Consider the following 20,369-nt stretch of genomic DNA (forward strand, 5'->3'; position numbering starts at 1 on the left):
TACACGCTGACGTTGCGGGATTACGCAATTCGCATGGCTGACCTTGGGCCGGCGACCACCATCCGGGGATAAGGCATCAAACCTGCTCTTATTCGTTCTCCCTTCCACAAAACATCTAGCTATGGCCTCCCGCCCGCAGTATGCGATACAACACGGCGGGGGCCGGATATGATGCTTTGAAGGCGTGATCGGCCACGAATAACTCGTGCTCACACTTTGCTGATGTTCATATCCGCGAGCCGGAGTTAGTACTGCCTAATGAATAATACTTACCTGGAAGCTGTCTTCGGACTCAGGCCGGAAGTGCGGCGCGCCTTCATGATGGTCCAGGACGTGGTCATGGTCCTGGTCGCGGTGGCGCTCAGCCTTGTCTTGTCACGGTCGGATCTTTCGTTCGAGGCGCTGTCCCGCGAGGGACTGGCCACCTGGGCCAGCATTGTTCTCATCAGCCACCTGCTTTTCCGCTACTGCGGCCTCTACACCACGGTCTGGCGCTTCGCCTCGACGCCTGATTTCTTCAACATCCTGAAGAGTTGCGCGATTTTGACGTTCACGCTCTATGCCGTTTCGCTGGTCCTTCGCTTCTTCCAGCCTGTCGCGGGCCTCAACGAGCGCCAATTCATTGTCTTTTTCCTCGTCTCCTTCACCATCATTTCGGCGCCCCGTCTGTTCTACCGCTTCCTGCGTGACGGTGCGAGTTGGGGCATCCTGAACCGCAAGGCCGACAAGGCGGGCACCAAACAGGCATTGTTCGTCGGCCGCCTCGGTGAAGCCGACCTGATCATCCGCTTTACGCGCACGGCTGATCCCGCCGACTATTCCATCGCCGGGATCATGGCGACCGAGCATGGCGCGCCACTGGGCACGCGCATTCAAGGTGTCCCCGTCGTGGCGACGCGACCACGCCTCATCGACGTCCTGGAGGACTATGCGACCGGCACCAAGAGCCTCGATCTCCTGATTTTCGGCAGCGGCGCCGAGCATGAGATCGAGGAATATTCCGAGCTGGTTCGCGTCGCCCGCCACGCTGACATAGCGGTTGTGCAGTTCTCCGGGCTTTCGCAACTGGGGCAGGAGGGAAAGCTCGTTCTCGACGCCGTCGAGATGGAAACGATCCTGCGCCGCCCCACGGTGCCGTCCGATATCGAACGCATCGGCGCCTTCGTCGGCGGCAAGCGCGTCCTGGTTACGGGAGGCGCCGGCTCCATCGGCCGCACACTGGTCAAGCGGTCTCTGGAACTTGGGGCCGAGGCGGTGCTGGTCGCCGACAATTCCGAGTTTGGCATCTTCCAGTTGAGCCAGTATGTCAACGAGAAGGACCATGACCGCCTCAAGGTCCGCATCGTCGATGTCGCGGACCGGCGCCAGATGGTGCGTGTCGTCACGGAGTTCAAACCCGACATCATTTTCCATGCCGCGGCGCTGAAGCACGTTCCGCTGCTCGAGGAGAATTGGGAATCGGCCATCCAGACCAATATTATAGGCACGCTCGTCTGCGCCGAGGTCGCCGCCAAATGCGGGGTGGCGCAATTTGTCCTCGTGTCGAGCGACAAGGCGGTGGATCCGTCATCCGTGCTTGGTATGACCAAACGGGCCGCCGAACAGATCGTCAGCGCCTTGCACGGAACACCGGCCGGCGAACCGGGCGGGCGGCATGCCGCCACCAAGTTCATCGCCGTCCGTTTCGGCAACGTCTTTGGCAGCAATGGCTCGGTGGCGACCATATTCCAGGCGCAGATCGAGGCAGGCGGGCCTGTCACCATCACGGACCGGCGCATGACACGCTATTTCATGACTGTCGCCGAAGCCGTCGATCTCGTCATCATGTCGGCGGCCGATGCCGCGTCGCGGCCAAGCAGCCAAGACTATGCCGTCTACATGCTCGACATGGGCAAGCCGGTGCCGATCCTTGAAGTCGCCGAAACGATGATCCGCTTGTCGGGAAAGAGCCCATACACGGATATCCCGATTCGCTTCACCGGCATCAGGCCCGGTGAAAAACTCCACGAGACGCTGCACGGCGAAGACGAGAAATTGGTCGAGCTCGGTATTTCGAAGATTTTTGGCCTGAGCACTGATGTCGCGCAATGGTCGGATGTCCAGGCCGCTCTTGCAGCGCTGCAGCAATCGATGAAGAACCATGACAAGGCGGCTTCGCTCGCCGTCCTGATGGACCTCGATCGCGCGACGAAGACGAGCGCGAAAGCGCATCAGGACATCATCCCGAAGACGGCCGGGCAGGTGAACTGATCACCCAAAGTGATCCTAGGTTTGGGCGACATGCATGAGAGCGAAGACCTGATGCGCGTCGCATGAAACCGATTCGACGCGACAGCCGGACCCGCTTCTGACAAAGGAGCGTGACCTTCGGGCCTCTCAAAATCTCTGGCAGATGCAAGGTACTTGACTTCAGTGGATAAAGCAGATCTGCGCATTGCGGTCCTGATGGGCACGAAAGACGGCGCCGCCTTCATCGATGAGCAAGTGCAATCGCTGCTCGCGCAGTCACATCCTCTCATCGACCTCTGGATATCCGACGATGGCTCCAACGATGGCACGATTGCCATCATCGAGGCCTGGAAACCCCGCTGGACAAAGGGTCGGCTGACATTGGTGGACGGGCCGCGGCAAGGGTTTGCCGCGAATTTCCGGTCGATGCTTCTCGATCAGCGCATCGATGCCGACTGCTATGCCTTCAGCGATCAGGACGATGTGTGGGAGCCGGACAGGCTGGAAACCGCCATCCGATGGGTGCAGGCGTTCGACGCGGGAATCCCGTTGATGTTCTGCTCGCGAACCTCGACCATGACCGAAACCGGAAGCCTTGTCGGCTATTCGCCGCTGTTTCAACAGCCACCATCCTTCCGCAACGCGCTCGTCCAGAGTATCGCTGGCGGCAACACGATCCTGCTCAATCGCGCCGCACGCGATCTGCTGGCCGGTGCTTCCGCACGGACCGGCTTCGTCAGTCACGACTGGTGGGCCTATCTGATTGTCACCGGCGCGGGCGGCATCGTCCGTTACGATCCGCGGCCGCTGGTGCGCTACCGGCAGCATGCGGCAAACCTGGTCGGCGCCAATGTATCGTGGCCGGCCAGGATCTCGCGGCTTGGCCGCCTGTTCAAGGGCGAGTTTGCCGGCTGGACCGATCTCAATCTTGCCGGTCTTGCCCTCAATCGCGAGATCCTCACGAAGGATGCGGCGGCGTGCCTCGACCTGTTCGCAAACGGCCGGCAAGGCAGTCTTTTCCAGCGCCTGGGCGCTCTGCGCAAAAGCGGTGTCTATCGACAGACACTTGCCGGGACCCTGGGGCTCTATCTCGCTTTCGTCCTGGGGCGCATCTGAACATCCAACGGCCGCAGCGTGCTTGGTCGAGAGGCGAGCCCGTGCTACCTCGGCCGGATTGACAGGCTTCATCCGCGGTGTTGTCGCACGGAGCTTTGCCAGGGAGCACGATCTGCCGTTCATGAAGACAGCCAAGAAAATCTTCGATCTTGCCGGTGCGGCATTGCTGCTCGTGGCCACGTCTCCTGTTCTATTGCTTGCCGTCCTTGCCGTTCGGGCATCGTCGCCCGGACCGGCGATTTTTTCCCAAACGCGGGTAGGCCGCGACGGCGTGCCTTTTCGCTGCCACAAGTTGCGGACGATGTATCTCGGCACGCTGTCCTTGCCTTCACATGAGGCGCCTGTGAGCGCCGTGACATCGGTCGGAAAGGTCCTTCGGAAGTTCAAGCTCGATGAGTTGCCGCAGTTCTGGAACGTTCTGAAAGGCGAGATGAGCCTGGTCGGGCCGCGCCCCTGCCTACCGACCCAGACGGAATTGATCGAGTACCGGAGGCAGCTTGGAGTTTTGGCGGTGCTTCCGGGCATAACCGGTCTGGCACAGATCAGGGGCATCAACATGTCCACCCCGCAGCTCCTGGCCGAAACCGACGCTACCTATCTCAGGACCGCGTCGCTCTGGCTCGATCTGCGAATCCTGCTTGGAACGCTCTATCGCGGTTGAACAGACCACGATCCCAAAAAGTGGACGCCGGTTTTTGGAAAGATCGTGGTCAGACAAAAAACCACGATCCCGAAGGTGGACGCTGGTTTGGATCAGGGGTTAAAGACGTCGGAATTTTTCCAACCGCGCTATTGCGGCCAACCGCTCCAGCGTGTGGGTTTCCGGCAGCCAGCCTTCTGATACGAGCAGGGAAGGGTCGCATATCTGCGTCGCCGTCATGCTGTCCCAGAACAGGCGTTTGCCCGCGAGGACCGCGGCTGCGCGCAACGGTCCGGCCGGCGCGGTCATCAGCCGCGTCGGCCTTCCGAAGCCGCTGCGAAAGGCGCCGACGACGGCCGCGACCGAAACCGGCGGCACATCGCTGGCGATGTAGACCGGGCGAAGCGGCGCCGGACGGTTCAGCAGATGCCATACGGCTCCCGCCGCTGATAGCGATGACAGCAGCGAGCGTTTCCCGGTCAGCGCGCCCGTCGGCAGCGGCAGGGCCGTATCGGCCAGGCGCATCAGCGTCGCCAGATTTCCTTTCATGCCGGCTCCATAGACCGGAGGCAGCCGCAACACGGTGGCATCGGAACGGCCGTGCGAGGCATAGGCGTCCAATACCCTGATCTCCGCTTCGCGCTTCGAGCGCCCATAGGCGCATTGCGGGTCGAGCATCGTCTCCTCGTTGATCGTTGCGCTGGCACGTGCGTCAATCACGGCCCGGATCGAAGAGAGAAGGATGAAGCGTCCGCTTGCCTGCGTGGCGGCGGCATGCGCCAACCGTGCGCTCAGTTCTGCATTGGCTGCCTTGAAATTGGCCTCGGTGGCGTTGCCTTCATCATTGTTCAGGCCCGCGCAATGGACGACATCCGTAACATCCCGGGTCAGCGCCAGGAAGGCCGCGGCCGGCGCATCGAAACCAGGCATCAGCATCGCGCCGGACCCTGGGTCAAGTCCCTCGGGGCGGCGCGAGGCGAGGCGAAGTTCGACGCCGGCCTCACGAAGCCTATGGACCACCTGGCGGCCGATAAAGCCTGTCGCGCCTGTAACCAGGACTTTCATTGCCTCGCCCGGAACGGTTATTGAGTGGCGGATGGAAGCGCCTGCTCTTCCATCACCGGCGAAGGGAATTGGTTTTCAGTCAGGGGCGGGCGTGTCTGCTCTTCTGCCAACAGGGCCTGACGTCCCGAAGCAAGATAGGTTCCCGACACCAGGAAGACCATCAGCACCGAGTCCAGAATGTCGTGACCGATCAGGATGCCCGTCATCCCGGCGATGAGATAGGTGATCACCACGATGACAATCATGGTGGCTCCGAACCGCTCGATCGGATCGGCGCTGTTCCGCAGGACCAGGGCGGCATTCCTGGCCGCAACGATGAAGATCGCCGCCAACGTCACGGCCCCCAGGATCCCTGCCTGCACCAAGGCGGTCAGGAAACCGTTGTGGAAATGATTGAAGCCCGCATCCATCCCGAATTGATTCTGGAAGCCCTGCTTTATCAAGAGCTGGGTGGCACCCACTCCATGGCCGAACAAGGGCATTTCACGAAACGCCTTCAGGCCGATGTCCCAAAGAGCGACGCGCAATCCCAAGGCTGTCGTGTAGTCGCCATGGATGGCGAGCGCTTCCCAGTCGGAGCGCAGAAATTCGACACGCCCCCATATCGTCTGGAAGCCGACGGCCGCGATGATGATGCCGATCGCCAGCAGCAGCAAAAGCAGCCTGACGGCATTCCGCCCTCTCAGCCTCTGCTGGTTGATCAGCAGTACGGCTATGCTTGCAATCAGCAGCACCAGCCAGGCAATGCGGGTACCGGAGTAAATGATGGCGATCGTCCCGCAAAGCGCGGCACAGACGAAGGCGACCCTATGCCTCTCGATCCCAGACAGGGCGCCGGCCACGCACACCACCACGGCAAGGCAGAGAACCTCCGCAAACACGATCGCATTTCCCGCCCCGCCCTTCGCCCGGATCCCCAGCCCGTATTGCTGGGTGATCGCCAGGAGCAGCGCGACAAAACAGGCCGCCATGCTGCTCAGCATGATGATACGGACAAGCGTTGTTTTCTGAGTGATGCTCCAGGTCGAATAGGAGAGGGGGAAGAACAGGAAGGTGACGAGCGGGATCAGGCGCGGCGCATCCCTGACGATCGTATTGTTAACTACGGAAGCCATGACATTGGCCGCGCAATAGGCATAGATCGCGATCGTCAGCGCCATCATCGCTCGGTCGATATTGAAGCGTCTCTTCTTCAAGGCGATCAAAAGGACGGACCACAGGCCGCCGCCATTGAACACGAAGCTCACCACCGATCCCAGAACTGGCGGAAAAAAGAAGCAGATAATGGAGAAGTAGACATTGACCCGCGAAGGCGTCAGTCGTTGCCTTATAGACAAAAGCCGGTTCAAGTTGCGGGGCTCGCTATTCTCGAGAAGCTTTGTGCGGCACGTCTTTTCAGTGAACCCAGATGTGCTCGCCTCGAATTGCCCTTATGACGCATGTTGCCCGCCTTCGTTCGGTATAGCGGCTGGGCTAACCTTTCGATAGTGCATCTGGGCCGATTGCCACCGAAATCGACGTCTGGGTCGGGAGAGCAGGAGTGCTTCCAAGAGCGCTGACGTCCGGTTCTCCCGAGCAATATTTTTCGCGCATTTTGCCGACCGGAGCCGTTGCGAACAGAAATTTCCGGGTTCTGCGGAAAGCATGGAAAATTCATTCTCGAACCGACCGTTGCCGGGCTCGTCTTGCATTGTTCTGCCGCGCGCCGATCTGCTAGAACGCCCGCACGAAACACTTTGTCCAGAAGCGAAGCTTGAACCGGGCGCAAGAAAGCTCGATGTTTGAAGCTTCTGTCGCAAGGCATGAGAGAACGCTCACAATCTATGACCATAGCGCTTACGCATCTGCAGCGGCTTGAAGCCGAGTCCATCCATATATTCCGCGAGGTTGCGGCCGCCTTCGCCAAACCGGTCATGCTTTATTCGGTCGGCAAGGATTCGTCCGTGTTGATGCATCTGGCGATGAAGGCGTTTTATCCCGCCAAGCCACCATTCCCCTTTCTTCACGTCGACACCACCTGGAAATTCCGCGAAATGATCGCCTTTCGCGATCAGATGGCGCAGAAGCTGGGCTTCGACCTGCTGGTTCATGTCAACGAAGACGGCGTGCGCGACAATATCAATCCGTTCGATCACGGTTCGAACACCCACACCCATGTCATGAAGACCGTGGCGCTGCGCCAGGCGCTCGACAAATACGGTTTCGATGCCGCCTTTGGCGGTGCCCGCCGCGACGAGGAAAAATCGCGCGCCAAGGAGCGCATCTTCTCGTTCCGCAATGCCCAGCATGTCTGGGATCCGAAGAACCAGCGGCCCGAAATGTGGAAGATATTCAACACCCGCATCGCCTCGGGTGAATCGATCCGCGTCTTTCCGCTGTCGAACTGGACCGAGCTCGATATCTGGCAGTACATCCTGCAGGAGAACATCCCGATCGTGCCGCTCTATTTCGCCAAGCAGCGGCCGGTGGTGGAGCGTGACGGCATGCTGATTCTCAAGGACGACGAGCGCATGAAACTGCGCCCCGGCGAGGTCGTGGAGGACCGGCTTGTGCGTTTCCGCACTTTGGGCTGCTATCCGTTGACCGGCGCCATCGAATCCGATGCCGACACGCTCGAAGCCATCGTTGGTGAGATGCTGACCGCACGCACTTCCGAACGCCAGGGTCGCCTTATCGACCGTGATGAGGCGGGCTCCATGGAAAAGAAGAAGCGCGAGGGGTATTTCTGACCATGCGCCACATCATGGCCAAGAGCCTCGCCCCCACCGACAGCGTACGCGATTATCTGGCGGCGCAAGAAAAGAAGTCGCTGCTGCGCTTCCTCACCTGCGGTTCGGTCGATGACGGCAAGTCGACGCTGATCGGTCGCCTTTTGTCAGACACCAAGCAGATTTTCGAGGACCAGCTCGCCGCGCTCGAGCGCGATTCGCGTAAGCATGGCACCACCGGCGACGACATCGACTTCGCGCTGCTTGTCGATGGTCTCGAGGCAGAACGCGAACAAGGCATCACCATCGATGTTGCCTATCGTTTCTTTGCCACGCCCAAGCGCAAGTTCATCGTCGCCGACACGCCCGGCCACGAACAATATACACGCAACATGGCGACAGGCGCTTCGACCGCCGACCTGGCGATCGTGCTGATCGATGCCCGGCAAGGGGTGTTGCGCCAAACCAGGCGCCATTCGATCATCGCCTCCTTGCTGGGCATCCGCCATATCGTGCTTGCCGTCAACAAGATCGATCTCGTCGATTTCGACCAGTTGGTCTTCGACCGGATCGTCGAAGATTACCGGCAGTTCTCACGCGATCTCGGCTTCCAGACCATCGTGCCGATCCCGATGTCGGCTCGCTACGGGGACAATGTCAGCAGCCGCTCTGAAAACATGAAATGGTATTCCGGTCCGACGCTGATCGAGCACCTTGAGGCCGTCTCGGTCGAGGAGGCGACCGTCGAGCTGCCGTTCCGTTTCCCGGTCCAGTACGTCAATCGCCCGAATCTCGACTTCCGCGGTTTTGCCGGCACGATTGCTTCAGGTTCGGTCTCGCAGGGCGACGAGGTCGTCGTCGCCAAATCCGGCAAGTCCTCGCATGTCAAGCGCATCGTCGCTCATGGCGGCGATCTCAAACAGGCGGTCGCCGGTCAGGCCATCACGCTTGTTCTTGACGACGAGGTCGAGGTTTCCAGAGGCAACATGTTGGTTTCGCCGGCAGCCCGGCCACAGGTCGCCGATCAGTTCGCCGCCAACATCGTCTGGTTTGACGAGCATGCGCTGTTGCCGGGCCGCTCCTACATCCTGCGCACCGAAACCGACCAGACCAGCGCCACTGTCACCGACCTGAAATACCGCATCAACGTCAACGACTTCGCCCATGAGGCGGCCAAGTCGCTTGAGATGAATGAAGTCGGCATCTGCAACATCTCGACACGAGCACCGATCGCCTTCGATCCTTTCGCCGAGAACCGCACCACCGGCGCCTTCATCCTGATCGATCGCATCAGCAACGCCACCGTCGGTGCCGGCATGATCGTGCACTCGCTGCGCCGTGCTGAAAACATCCACTGGCAATCGCTCGATGTCGGCAAGCGCGCGCGTGCCGACATGAAGAACCAGCGGCCTGCCGTGTTCTGGTTCACCGGGCTTTCGGGCTCCGGCAAGTCGACCATCGCCAACCTGTTCGAGAAGAAGCTGTTCGCCACCGGCCGGCACACCTATATCCTGGATGGCGACAATGTCCGTCACGGTCTCAACCGCGATCTCGGATTCACCGATGCCGACCGCGTCGAAAACATCCGCCGCGTCGCCGAAGTGGCCAGGCTGATGGCTGATGCCGGGTTGATCGTCATTGTCTCCTTCATTTCGCCGTTCAGCGCCGAGCGGCGCATGGCGCGCGAGCTGATGGCCGATGGCGAGTTCATCGAAGTGTTTGTCGACACGCCCTTCGAGGAATGCGCCAGGCGGGATCCAAAGGGCCTCTACGCCCGCGCGCTGAATGGCGAGATCAAGAATTTCACCGGTGTCGATTCGCCATACGAGGCGCCGGAAAAACCGGAAATCCATCTGAAGACGCTCGGCAGATCGGCGGAAGAGATGGTAGATGCCCTGGAACACTGGCTGAATGAGCGTGACATTGCCGAAGACCAATACGACAACGGCGGCGGCATCTGACGACAGGTCGATGCTCGAAATCTTCGAGCATCTGGCGCTGGCGGCCGGACGCGAGGTCATGCGCGTGTTTCACGCCGGTTGCGCGGTGGACCGGAAATCGGACTCCTCGCCGGTTACGGAGGCGGATCGCGAAAGCGAGAAGATCATTCTCGCCGGGTTGCGCGCCGCATTCCCCGACATTCCGTGCGTGGCTGAAGAGGAAGCGGCCGCCGGCGTCATGCCTGCCTATCTTGGCGAGGCCTTCTTCCTCATCGATCCGCTCGACGGCACCAAGGAATTCGTCAACCGCCGCACTGACTTCACCGTCAACATCGCGCTTGTCCGTCGTGGCGTGCCGGAAGTCGGCGTCGTCTTCGCCCCCTGCAGCGGCCGTTTCTTTTCCGGCCAGCCGGGCAGGGCGGAAGCTCTCGAAATCGATGGCGACTTCCAGATCGTCGCTCGCCGGCCGATTTCGGTGAGAACGGCCGCGGCCCCGCTGGCCGTGGTGGCCAGCCGCTCCCACAACACGCCGGAAACCGAAGCCTATATTCGCGACCTCGGTGCCGCCGAGATCGTTTCGGTCGGTTCTTCCTTGAAATTCTGCCTTCTCGCCAGCGCCGAGGCGGATGTCTACCCGCGTTTCGGCCGCACCATGGAATGGGACACGGCGGCGGGCGACGCGGTGCTTCGCGCGGCGGGCGGCACGACGTGCACGCTGGACGGCAAGCCTCTGGCCTATGGCAAACGCGACCAGGTCGACGATGAGGATTTCGCCAATCCGCATTTCATCGCCAGCGGCAGGGCAGGGACCAGCCCCGCCTGAGACTAACGGTTACTCGGCCGCGGCCTGCGCCGAGTTCGAACCGATATAGTTGCGGATCGTCTCTATGATTCGGTCCTGGTCGGCTTCGCTCAAATAGGGGTGCATCGGCAGGCACAGGATACGCTTCGGCAATCCCTCCGAAACGGCAAGACCCGTCGGCGCGCGCCGATAGTCGCGATAGGCGACCTGCTCGTGCAACGGCTTGACGTAGTAGACGACCGAGGGAATGCCCTTCTCGCTCAGATGCGCCTTCAGCCCGTCGCGCTTCGGGGTTTCAATGGCGTACTGCGCCCACGCCGAGCGGCTGCCGTCGAGGTTGCGGGCGGCGGTGACGATGTCGCCGAGACCTTCGGCATAGCGATTCGCCACGACTTGGCGTGCAATCATTTCGTCTTCGAGAATGGCGAGCTTCTCGATGAGGATCGCCGCCTGCAGCGTGTCGAGGCGAGAATTGATGCCGACACGGACATTGTCATATTGCGTCTCGCCTTTGCCGTGGAAGGCAAAGGAACGCAACTTGTCGGCCAGTGCGTCATCGTTGGTGAACATCGCGCCGCCGTCGCCATAGCAGCCAAGCGGCTTGGCTGGATAGAAGCTGGTCGAGCCGACATGGCCGAAGGCACCGCACATCTTGCCGTCAAGTGACCCGCCCATCGACTGGGCGGCGTCCTCGATCACCATCAAGCCTTCACGGTTGGCGATGGCCATGATGGCTTCGTAGTCGGCGGCTAGACCGAACAGGTCGACCGGGATGATCGCCTTCGGCTTCAGCCGGCCTTCCTTCTTGATCATCGCGATCGCGGCCTCGAGGCTGGCGATGTCGATGTTGTAGGTCTTGGCGTCGACGTCGACGAACACAGGCTCCGCCTTGGCCAGCGCCACCACTTCAGCCGTGGCGGCGAAAGTGAAGCTCGGCACGAACACGGCATCGCCCGGACCGATGCCGGCGGCAAACAGCGGCAGCAGCAGTGCGTCGGTGCCGTTGGCGCACGCCACGACATGCTTGGTGCCGACATAGGCGGCGAGCTTCTTCTCGAACTCCGCGACCTGGGGGCCGAGAATGTAGCGGCCGTCCTCGACGACATGGTCGATCGCGGCTTTCAGCCGGTCGCGGATTCGTTCGCGCTGCGCGCCAAGATCGATGAACTGCATGTCGGCCTCAAAGCTGCCAATAAACCGGCCTGCTGGTAACAGACTTGGCACGGCTGAAAAAGCCGGCCGAGGGCGGCGCGAACTGCGCCAGTGTCGCAGTCTGTTACCGTCCTTTGCCGGCGCATAGTGCCCAAAAGCCGGAAATCCGGCCTTCAGCGCGCATTTGGAACCTTCTCTGTCGCGCTTTTCCAGCCCATCGAAACATAAAGTGATCGGCTGGGCGCGGATCAGTTGATCTCATGCCGCCAGGGTGGATTGGCGCCGGCGCGCGACACCGTCACCGCCGCCGCCTTGGCGCCGAGCGACAGTGCCTTGCGGATGGCGTCTTGTGTAAGTCCGCCTATGGCCGCCTTCGTCAGCAGGCCTTGTTCATGCAGGGAGACAAGGATGCCGGCGTTGAATGTGTCGCCGGCGCCGACCGTATCGACCACCGTGACCCTCTCCGGCATTACCGTGACGGCATGATCCTTACTGTAGCCGACCGCACCTTCGCTGCCATGCGTGACGACGATGAGCTTCGGCCCGCGGTCGAGCCAGTTGCGCACGACGTCTTCATGCGAACCGGCTTCGCCGAACCAATGGAGGTCTTCGTCCGAGAGCTTTACGATGTCGGCCATCGCCATCATGGCGCGGATGCGTCTGAGGTGCTTGGCCTTGTCCGGGATGAAGTTGGGCCGGATGTTGGGGTCGAGCATCATGACGCGATGGCCATGCTCGCGCTTCATGAATTCCTCATACGCTGATCCCGCGGGCTCCGAGATCAGGCTGATGGCGCCGAACAGCATCGCCTCGATCTCGGACCCGAGCTGCGGCAGGTCGTCGATGGTCAGCATGCGCCCGGCGGTATTCTCGTCATAGAAGGTGTAGGTCGCCTGGCCATTGTTCAGTTTTACGAAAGCCAGCGTCGTCGGCCTCGGCGACGTGTGGGCATAGGTGGAACTGACCTTGCTCGCTCCCAGCGCATCCCGGAATTGACCGCCGAAAAGATCCGATGACAGGCCAGAGAAGAAGCCGGCCGGCGCACCGAGCCGGCCAAGCGCGATCGCCGTGTTGAACACCGCGCCGCCGACATAGGGAGCAAAGGCCGGCTCCCCTTCCGTCGTGGTGCGCGGCAGCATGTCGATCAGGGCTTCGCCGCAGCAGAGGATCATGGCTTCTTGGTCTCCGGCGGATAGATCACGCCCTTGCGGATGATGATGTTGGCGTAAAGCCGCGGCTCGCTTGTCGCGACGATGGCGTGCGCCGATTTGACCCGTGCATAGAAGTCGGCGCCGGCCAGCGCAACCACCTTGCGGCCCGGCACGCGTTTGGCACAGATCGCCTCCATCTCATGATGGACGGGGTCGGCGAGTGACGGATCGCCCTTCACCGAGGCGCGAAACAACGCCTCGGGGACGACGTCGTCGACCGGCAGGATGCTCAGGATCGCGTCGAGCACCGGAATGAGGGGATGACCGTCGGCCCGGACGAGGCGTCTTGCCTGCTCCTCGGCCGGATAGTTTCCATCGACCAGGGCGATCTCGTCGCCATGCCCCATGGCACGCAGGGTCGCCAGGAGTTCCGGACCGAGTAGCGCCGGTATTCCGATCAGCATTCAGGCGCTCCTGGAAATCGTGGTCGAACCGACGAGAAATCGCTCCGAAAGCGGCAGGCTGGCGCCACCAAGGGCCCGAGCGTGGATGCCGACGGTCCCCTCGCGGACGGCTGGAAGCTTCAATCCTTCGCCGTCAACGGTGCCGACGGCTTCGATGACGGCATCGACCAGCCGCCGCCGTACGGTGAGCGGCATCCAGCCGTCGATCACCGCCGCCTCGAAATCGATGACGGAAGAGGCCGCCACGATGGCGTAGGCGAGCGCCCGCGAGGCGCTGGCGATCCAATCGTCGAGCTCGACGCCGATCTCGCCCCAGTCTTCCGGAGATGTCCACAGATGTGAAGCTTCGACACCGCGCGCGTTGAGCGCCTTTTCCAGCATGGCGATCGACGCGATGTCGATCAGCTGGGTTGGCTTGCCCTCGGGGCCTGGCACCGGCATGGAGCCCAGCGCGCCGGCATTGCCGGTGGGGCCCCCATAGAGGCGTCCATTCAACACGATACCGCCGCCGGCAAAGGCGCCGATATAGAAATAGACGAAGTCGCGGGCGGCTCCTGCCTGGCCGAAGACGAGCTCGGCGCCGCAAGCCGAGGTGGCGTCGTTTTGAAGGTAGACCGGAAATTCGCACTGCAACTGGATCTCGGCCCTGATGTCGCGGTGGCGCCATTCATCCATCACGTCCCGGGGCGCGTTGGCCCTATCGGCCCAGTTCCACAATTCGAACGGCATGGCGATGCCGAGCCCGGCAATGCGCTTGTTCTGAGCGGGGCTGAGTTCCGCGCGCATCTTTTCCATGCCCGAGGTGACGAATTCCACTGTCTCGCGTGGCGCCGGGTAGCGGTAGGAGTGCTGCAACATCGAACGGACATTGCCGAGGAAATCGATCAGCACGAGTTCGGCGCTGCGCCGGCCGATCTTCAGGCCTATGAAATACGCACCCTCCGGATTGAGCGCCATCGGAATGGACGGTTGGCCGATCTTGCCGCGCAACGGCGCCTGACGCACGAGAAGATTGTCGTCTTCAAGTTCCCGCATGATGACTGAAACGGTCTGGGCCGAAAGGCCGGTCATACGGGCGATATCGGATTTGGCGAGGCTGCCATGCTGGCGCACCAGCGAGAGCACAAGCCGCTCATTGTGGTCCCGCATCCCGCTCTGATTGGTGCCCCGGTGAAGCCGACTCTCGGCTGTCTCGGGCGAACCGTGCCTCGCACTGCCGGTCTCCACCCTGATCCTCCCGTTAATTCCCCTCGGGGCTTTGGGCCAGAATGAGCGGTCGAGGCAAGTGTGTCAATAATAAATAAGAGTGATTTAATTATTGACAGCCAGCGCGGTCTGGTGTCTGCTGAAGCCAGCATCCACGCTGGGCTGTTTGTCTGGATGCTTGTATGGATGCCGGTTGGCCGGCACCCGAAATGGTTCCACTGGGAGGACAATCGTGACCGACAAAAGAGTATTGAAAGCCACAGTTTTTGCCGCCGCGGCGTTTGGCGCGATGGCGTTTGCACCGGCCGCCTTCGCCGCCAATGTCAGCGCTTGCCTGATCACCAAGACCGACACCAATCCCTTCTTCGTCAAGATGAAGGAAGGCGCTACGGCGAAGGCCAAGGAAATCGGCGTCGATCTCAAAGCCTATGCCGGCAAGGCCGAAGGCGACAATGAAGGCCAGGTCGCGGCGATCGAATCATGCATCGCCGATGGCGCCAAGGGTATTCTGATCACCGCCACCGACACCGCCGCTATCGTGCCGGCGGTGAAGAAGGCGCGAGACGCCGGACTTCTCGTGATCGCGCTGGACACGCAGCTTGAGCCCGCCGACGCCGCGGATGCGACGTTTGCAACCGACAATTTCAAAGCCGGCGAACTCATCGGCTCATGGGCAAAAGCGACTTTGGGCGACAAGGCCAAGGATGCCCACATTGCCTATATGGACCTGATTGCCAGCCAGCCATCGGTCGACGTGCAGCGTGACCAGGGCTTCATGAAGGGCTTCGGTATCGACGTCAACGATCCCAAGAAGATCGGTGACGAGAAGGATCCGCGCAATGTCTGCCACGATCTATCGAGCGGCAATGAGGATGGCGGCCATACCGCCATGGAGAACTGCCTGCAGAAGGACCCGAACATCAACGTCGTCTATACCATCAATGAACCCGCCGCCGCGGGCGCCTACCAGGCATTGAAGGCGGTCGGCAAGGAGAAGGACGTGTTGATCGTTTCGATCGACGGCGGCTGCCCGGGCGTCAAGAATGTGGCGGAAGGTATTATCGGCGCCACCTCTCAGCAATATCCCTTGCTGATGGCCTCGCTTGGCATCGAGGCGATCAAGGCTTTCGCCGACACCGGCAAGAAGCCTGAGCCGTCGCCCGGCTTGAACTTCTACAATACCGGCGTGACGCTGATCACTGACAAGCCCGCTGCCGGCGTCGATTCCATCGACACCAAGGCAGGTCTCGCCAAGTGCTGGGGTTGATTTGATCTCCTGATCGGCTCATTTTCCAGAAAACCACAAGAAAAAATGGTGTGGGGCGGCTCCGGCCGCTCCACCCATAAGGCGGGGAGGCCGAGTTGAGCATCGAGACAACCAAAGTCAGCGGACCGCAGGAGTTCGAAAAGGCGTTGGCCGCAAGCGACGGCAGCGTCGCTTCCTTCGACACACATTCACGCACCCCGCTGGAAAGCATCCAGCACAGGCTTCACAAAAGCCCGGCAATGGTGCCCCTGATCATCCTCGTGCTCTCGGTGATCCTGTTCGGCGTCGTCGTCGGTGGCCGCTTCTTCTCCCCCTTCACGCTGACGCTGATCCTGCAGCAGGTGGCGATAACAGGCATGGTCGGCATCGCCCAGACGCTGGTGGTGCTGACCGCCGGCATCGACCTGTCCGTTGGTGCCATCATGGTCCTGAGTTCCGTCGTCATGGGCCAGTTTGCCATGCACTATGGTGTCCCGGCACCCGTGGCTGTCGCGGTCGGGCTGCTTGTCGGCGCGCTTTGCGGCCTGGTCAATGGCGTCCTCATTGCCAGGGTGAAACTGCCGCCCTTCATCGTGACGCTCGGCACCTGGTCAATCTACGCTGCCATCAACTTCATCTATTCGGGCAACGAGACCATCCGCAGCCAGGACCTCGAGGCAACGGCGCCATTGCTGCAATTCTTCGGCAACTCGTTCAAGGTTGGCGGCGCTGTCTTTACCTATGGTGTGCTTCTGATGCTGATCATGGCGGCGATCGCATGGTACGTGCTCAACCAGACTGCCTGGGGCCGCCATGTCTATGCGGTGGGTGACGATCCGGAGGCAGCCGAACTGTCGGGTGTCCGTGTCGACCGGATGCTGCTCGTGGTCTACACGCTGACGGGCGTCATTTGCGCCATTGCCGGCTGGGCGCTGATCGGGCGCATCGGCTCGGTCTCGCCTCAGGCCGGCCAGTTCGAGAACATCAATTCGATCACGGCCGTGGTGATCGGCGGTACTTCGCTGTTTGGCGGACGCGGCTCCATCCTCGGCACCATCTTCGGTGCTCTGATCGTCGGCGTGTTCGCACTGGGATTGCGGTTGTGGGGAACGGATCCTCAATGGACGCAATTGTCGGTCGGCGCCCTTATCATCGTCGCGGTCGGCATCGACCAATGGATCAGGAAGATCTCGGCATGACCCAGGCTCAGGAACCCATCCTCACCGCGCGCGGCCTGGTCAAGCGTTACGGTCGCGTCACGGCCCTCGACAGCGCCGACTTCGATCTCTACCCCGGAGAAATCCTCGCCGTGATCGGCGACAACGGCGCCGGCAAGTCATCTCTCATCAAGGCCATTTCCGGTGCGGTGACGCCGGATGAGGGAGAGATCCGGCTCGACGGCAAACCGATTGCCTTCAAGTCGCCGATGGAAGCCCGCGAAGCGGGCATCGAAACCGTCTACCAGAACCTGGCGTTGTCGCCGGCACTGTCCATCGCCGACAACATGTTTCTTGGTCGCGAAATCCGCAAGCCGGGTTTCCTTGGTCGATGGCTTCGCATGCTCGACCGTCCGGTGATGGAAAAGCGCGCGCGTGACAAACTGACCGAACTCGGTCTGATGACGATCCAGAACATCAGCCAGGCGGTGGAGACGCTGTCTGGCGGCCAACGTCAGGGCGTTGCCGTGGCACGCGCTGCCGCCTTCGGCTCGAAGATGGTCATCATGGATGAGCCGACCGCGGCGCTCGGTGTCAAGGAGAGCCGCCGCGTGCTCGAATTGATCCTCGACGTCAAGAAACGCGGCCTTCCGATCGTGCTCATTTCACACAATATGCCGCATGTCTTCGAGGTCGCCGACCGTATCCACATCCATCGGCTGGGCCGTCGCCTGGCCGTCATCGACCCAAAACAATATACGATGTCCGACGCGGTAGCCTTCATGACCGGGGCCAAGGCGCCACCGGAGGTCCTGGCGGCCTGATCTTGCCAAGTGCCGCGGGGCATCCAAGCCGGCGATCGTTTAAATCGATTGAAAGCATGCTGCAATGCACTAAGACAGGCTGGGAGAAATTGTGAAAGCCGGTATGATCAGGCCAACTGAACGAGAGGCGATATGACATCCGCCATGACGATCGAAGCCCCCGCTCTCGACAATCCAGATCCCAGAACGCTCGCCGAAGAAGTCTTGATGTCCCTTAAATACAGGGTCGGCAAGGACACCACCGTCGCGACCCAATACGACTGGCTGACCGCCTCGATCAAGGTCGTGCGCGACCGCATCGTCGACCACTGGATGCAGGCGACGAAGGAGGCATACGACCAGCGGGAAAAGCGCGTCTACTACCTGTCGCTGGAGTTCCTCATCGGCCGCCTGATGCGCGACGCCTTTTCCAATCTCGGCCTGATGGAGAACATGCGCGAAGCACTGACCTCGCTCGGCGTCGACCTCGACGTCATCGCGGCGTTGGAGCCGGATGCGGCGCTCGGCAATGGCGGCCTTGGCCGGCTCGCCGCCTGCTTCATGGAAAGCATGGCGACCGTCGACATTCCCGCGCATGGCTACGGCATCCGCTACGCCAACGGCATGTTCCGCCAGGAGATTCACGATGGCTGGCAAGTCGAGCTGCCCGAGACCTGGCTCGACCACGGCAACCCCTGGGAATTCGAGCGGCGCGAACGCTCCTTCGAGGTCGGCTTCGGCGGTTCGGTGGAATCCATCACCACCAAGGACGGCCGGCTCGAACGCCATGTCTGGAAGCCAACCGAGCACGTGCTCGCCGTCGCCTACGACACGCCCGTGGTCGGCTGGCGGGGAAACCGCGTCAACACGCTGCGGCTGTGGTCGGGCATGCCGGTCGATCCGATCCTGCTCGACAAGTTCAATGCCGGCGATCACATCGGCGCGCTTGCCGAAAGCAACAAGGCCGACGCTTTGTCGCGCGTGCTCTATCCCGCCGATTCCCACATGGCCGGTCAGGAGCTCAGGCTGCGGCAGGAGTATTTTTTCTCGACCGCCTCGCTGCAGGACATCGTGCAGCGGCATCTGAGCCAGTATGGCGACCTCAAGTCACTGCCCGACAAGGCGGCGATCCACCTCAACGACACCCACCCGGCGATCGCGGTGCCTGAGCTGATGCGGCTCCTGATGGATGTCCACGGCATGGACTTCGACCTTGCCTGGGACATCACCAAGCGCACCTTCGGCTACACCAACCATACGCTGCTGCCGGAGGCGCTGGAGAGCTGGCCGGTGCCGCTGTTCGAGCGGCTTTTGCCGCGCCATATGCAGATCGTCTATGCCATCAACGCGGAGGTGCTGATCGAAGCCCGCGCGACAAACCAATTTTCGGGCGAGCAGATCAGCCGCATCTCGCTGATCCAGGAAAATGGCGACCGCCGCGTGCGCATGGGCAACCTGGCCTTTGTCGGCTCGCACTCGATCAACGGGGTCTCGGCGCTGCATACCGAGTTGATGAAGGAAACGGTCTTCGCCGATCTCCACCGGCTCTACCCTGATCGCATCAACAACAAGACCAACGGCATCACGCCACGGCGCTGGTTGATCCAGTGCAATCCCGGGCTGACATCGCTCGCCCGCGAGACGATCGGTGACCGTTTTCTTGACGACATAGACGCCATCAAAGGGCTCGAGGCCTTTGCCAACGACAGCGCGTTTCGTGACAAATTCGCCGCCGTCAAGCGGCAGAACAAGGTGCGGCTGGCCAATCTCGTCGCCGATCGGCTCGGCATCAAGGTCGATCCCTCGGCACTGTTCGACATCCAGGTCAAGCGCATCCACGAATACAAGCGCCAGCTTCTGAACATCCTCGAGGCGATCGCGCTCTACGACCAGATCCGCTCGCATCCCGAGCGCGACTGGATGCCGCGCGTGAAATTCTTCGGCGGCAAGGCCGCGCCCAGCTATCACAACGCCAAGCTGATCATCAAACTCGCCAACGACGTCGCCAGGGTCATCAATCGCGATCCGGCCGTTCGTGGTTTGCTGAAGGTGGTGTTCTTGCCGAACTACAATGTCAGCCTGGCCGAGATCATGATGCCGGCAGCTGACCTGTCCGAGCAGATTTCGACCGCGGGCATGGAAGCGTCGGGCACTGGCAACATGAAGTTCGCGCTCAACGGCGCGCTGACCATCGGTACGCTCGATGGCGCGAATGTCGAGATCAAGGAGTGCGTCGGCGACGACAACATCTTCATCTTCGGCCTCACCACGGCGGAGGTGGCCGAGCGGCGTAACAATGGCTACAACCCGCGCGGCCTTATCGAGGCTTCCTCCGAATTGGCGCAGGCGGTCGCGGCCGTCTCGTCGGGCGTCTTCTCGCCCGATGATCCCAATCGCTACCGCGACCTCATCAACGGTCTCTACGAGGGCGACTGGTTCATGGTCGCGGCGGATTTCGACGCCTATGCCGCTTGCCAGCGCGACGTCGATGCGGTCTGGCGCAACAGCCCCGATTGGAACGCCCGGGCAATCCGCAACGTCGCGCGCGTCGGCTGGTTCTCGTCCGATCGCACCATCCGCCAATACGCGAAAGAAATCTGGAACGTGCCCGTCTGATGTGATTGCATGAGACCACGAACAATGTGGTCCCGGGATGTGAGTTGAGTGCCAAACTCACGTCACCGGAAAAC

16 protein-coding genes are annotated in these 20,369 nt (G+C 61.4%); 10 read left to right on the forward strand and 6 right to left on the reverse strand.

Annotated features, from left to right (window positions below):
- Window positions 1-258: 258 nt before the first annotated feature.
- From FJ930_RS03640 to FJ930_RS03650, 3 genes are all read left to right on the forward strand, one after another.
- The gene (locus FJ930_RS03640) at window positions 259-2,250 is read left to right on the forward strand and encodes a nucleoside-diphosphate sugar epimerase/dehydratase (protein WP_181763266.1); all 1,992 of its coding nucleotides are present in this window, start codon (window positions 259-261) and stop codon (window positions 2,248-2,250) included.
- 162 nt (window positions 2,251-2,412) lie between these two features.
- Window positions 2,413-3,345: a glycosyltransferase family 2 protein gene (locus FJ930_RS03645; RefSeq protein WP_141834909.1), complete on the forward strand. Its 933-nt coding sequence runs from the start codon at window positions 2,413-2,415 to the stop codon at window positions 3,343-3,345.
- A gap of 121 nt (window positions 3,346-3,466) precedes the next feature.
- Window positions 3,467-4,006 (forward strand): sugar transferase, encoded by a 540-nt coding sequence (locus tag FJ930_RS03650; protein WP_141834912.1) that lies wholly within the window; start codon window positions 3,467-3,469, stop codon window positions 4,004-4,006.
- A gap of 99 nt (window positions 4,007-4,105) precedes the next feature.
- Here FJ930_RS03650 and FJ930_RS03655 read toward each other — a convergent pair whose 3' ends face one another.
- Complete coding sequence (locus FJ930_RS03655) at window positions 4,106-5,050, reverse strand: NAD-dependent epimerase/dehydratase family protein (RefSeq protein ID WP_141834915.1); 945 nt, start codon at window positions 5,048-5,050, stop codon at window positions 4,106-4,108.
- A gap of 17 nt (window positions 5,051-5,067) precedes the next feature.
- Window positions 5,068-6,399: an O-antigen ligase gene (locus tag FJ930_RS03660; RefSeq protein ID WP_141834917.1), complete on the reverse strand. Its 1,332-nt coding sequence runs from the start codon at window positions 6,397-6,399 to the stop codon at window positions 5,068-5,070.
- A gap of 474 nt (window positions 6,400-6,873) precedes the next feature.
- Here FJ930_RS03660 and cysD point away from each other — a divergent pair, with 474 nt between their 5' ends.
- The 3 genes from cysD to cysQ are packed head-to-tail and all read left to right on the forward strand — an operon-like array spanning window position 6,874 to window position 10,521.
- Window positions 6,874-7,779: a sulfate adenylyltransferase subunit CysD gene (gene cysD, locus FJ930_RS03665; protein WP_150829016.1), complete on the forward strand. Its 906-nt coding sequence runs from the start codon at window positions 6,874-6,876 to the stop codon at window positions 7,777-7,779.
- Window positions 7,780-7,781: 2 nt separating this feature from the next.
- Complete coding sequence (gene cysN / locus FJ930_RS03670; RefSeq protein WP_181763267.1) at window positions 7,782-9,719, forward strand: sulfate adenylyltransferase subunit CysN; 1,938 nt, start codon at window positions 7,782-7,784, stop codon at window positions 9,717-9,719.
- 10 nt (window positions 9,720-9,729) lie between these two features.
- Complete coding sequence (gene cysQ / locus FJ930_RS03675; protein WP_181763272.1) at window positions 9,730-10,521, forward strand: 3'(2'),5'-bisphosphate nucleotidase CysQ; 792 nt, start codon at window positions 9,730-9,732, stop codon at window positions 10,519-10,521.
- Between the two features lie 9 nt (window positions 10,522-10,530).
- On the opposite strand, the gene FJ930_RS03680 is transcribed toward cysQ, so the two are convergent.
- The 4 genes from FJ930_RS03680 to FJ930_RS03695 form a co-directional block, all read right to left on the reverse strand.
- Window positions 10,531-11,673 (reverse strand): DegT/DnrJ/EryC1/StrS aminotransferase family protein, encoded by a 1,143-nt coding sequence (locus tag FJ930_RS03680; RefSeq protein WP_141834923.1) that lies wholly within the window; start codon window positions 11,671-11,673, stop codon window positions 10,531-10,533.
- Window positions 11,674-11,900: 227 nt separating this feature from the next.
- Complete coding sequence (locus tag FJ930_RS03685; protein ID WP_141834927.1) at window positions 11,901-12,824, reverse strand: carbohydrate kinase; 924 nt, start codon at window positions 12,822-12,824, stop codon at window positions 11,901-11,903.
- Window positions 12,821-13,267 carry an RbsD/FucU domain-containing protein gene (locus tag FJ930_RS03690; RefSeq protein WP_140742388.1) on the reverse strand — a complete coding sequence of 149 codons (447 nt, stop codon included), beginning with the start codon at window positions 13,265-13,267 and terminating at the stop codon, window positions 12,821-12,823. The genes FJ930_RS03685 and FJ930_RS03690 overlap by 4 nt, the downstream gene beginning before the upstream one ends.
- Window positions 13,268-14,494, reverse strand: coding sequence for an ROK family transcriptional regulator (locus FJ930_RS03695; RefSeq protein ID WP_141834930.1), 1,227 nt, complete (start codon window positions 14,492-14,494; stop codon window positions 13,268-13,270).
- Window positions 14,495-14,723: 229 nt separating this feature from the next.
- On the opposite strand from FJ930_RS03695, the gene FJ930_RS03700 reads away from it, so the two are divergent.
- The 4 genes from FJ930_RS03700 to FJ930_RS03715 all read left to right on the forward strand — a co-directional run bounded on the left by FJ930_RS03700 (window position 14,724) and on the right by FJ930_RS03715 (window position 20,295).
- A complete protein-coding gene (locus FJ930_RS03700) occupies window positions 14,724-15,740 on the forward strand; it encodes a sugar ABC transporter substrate-binding protein (protein WP_140742654.1) in 1,017 nt (338 codons plus the stop codon).
- 95 nt (window positions 15,741-15,835) lie between these two features.
- Window positions 15,836-16,918 (forward strand): ABC transporter permease, encoded by a 1,083-nt coding sequence (locus tag FJ930_RS03705; RefSeq protein WP_141834933.1) that lies wholly within the window; start codon window positions 15,836-15,838, stop codon window positions 16,916-16,918.
- Entirely contained in the window at window positions 16,894-17,700 is an 807-nt protein-coding gene (locus tag FJ930_RS03710) for an ATP-binding cassette domain-containing protein (RefSeq protein WP_181176363.1), read from the forward strand. The genes FJ930_RS03705 and FJ930_RS03710 overlap by 25 nt, the downstream gene beginning before the upstream one ends.
- Before the next feature lie 132 nt (window positions 17,701-17,832).
- A complete protein-coding gene (locus FJ930_RS03715) occupies window positions 17,833-20,295 on the forward strand; it encodes a glycogen/starch/alpha-glucan phosphorylase (RefSeq protein WP_141834936.1) in 2,463 nt (820 codons plus the stop codon).
- Window positions 20,296-20,369 lie beyond the last annotated feature (74 nt).

The organism is Mesorhizobium sp. B2-4-15, from assembly GCF_006658505.1.
GTDB lineage: Bacteria > Pseudomonadota > Alphaproteobacteria > Rhizobiales > Rhizobiaceae > Mesorhizobium.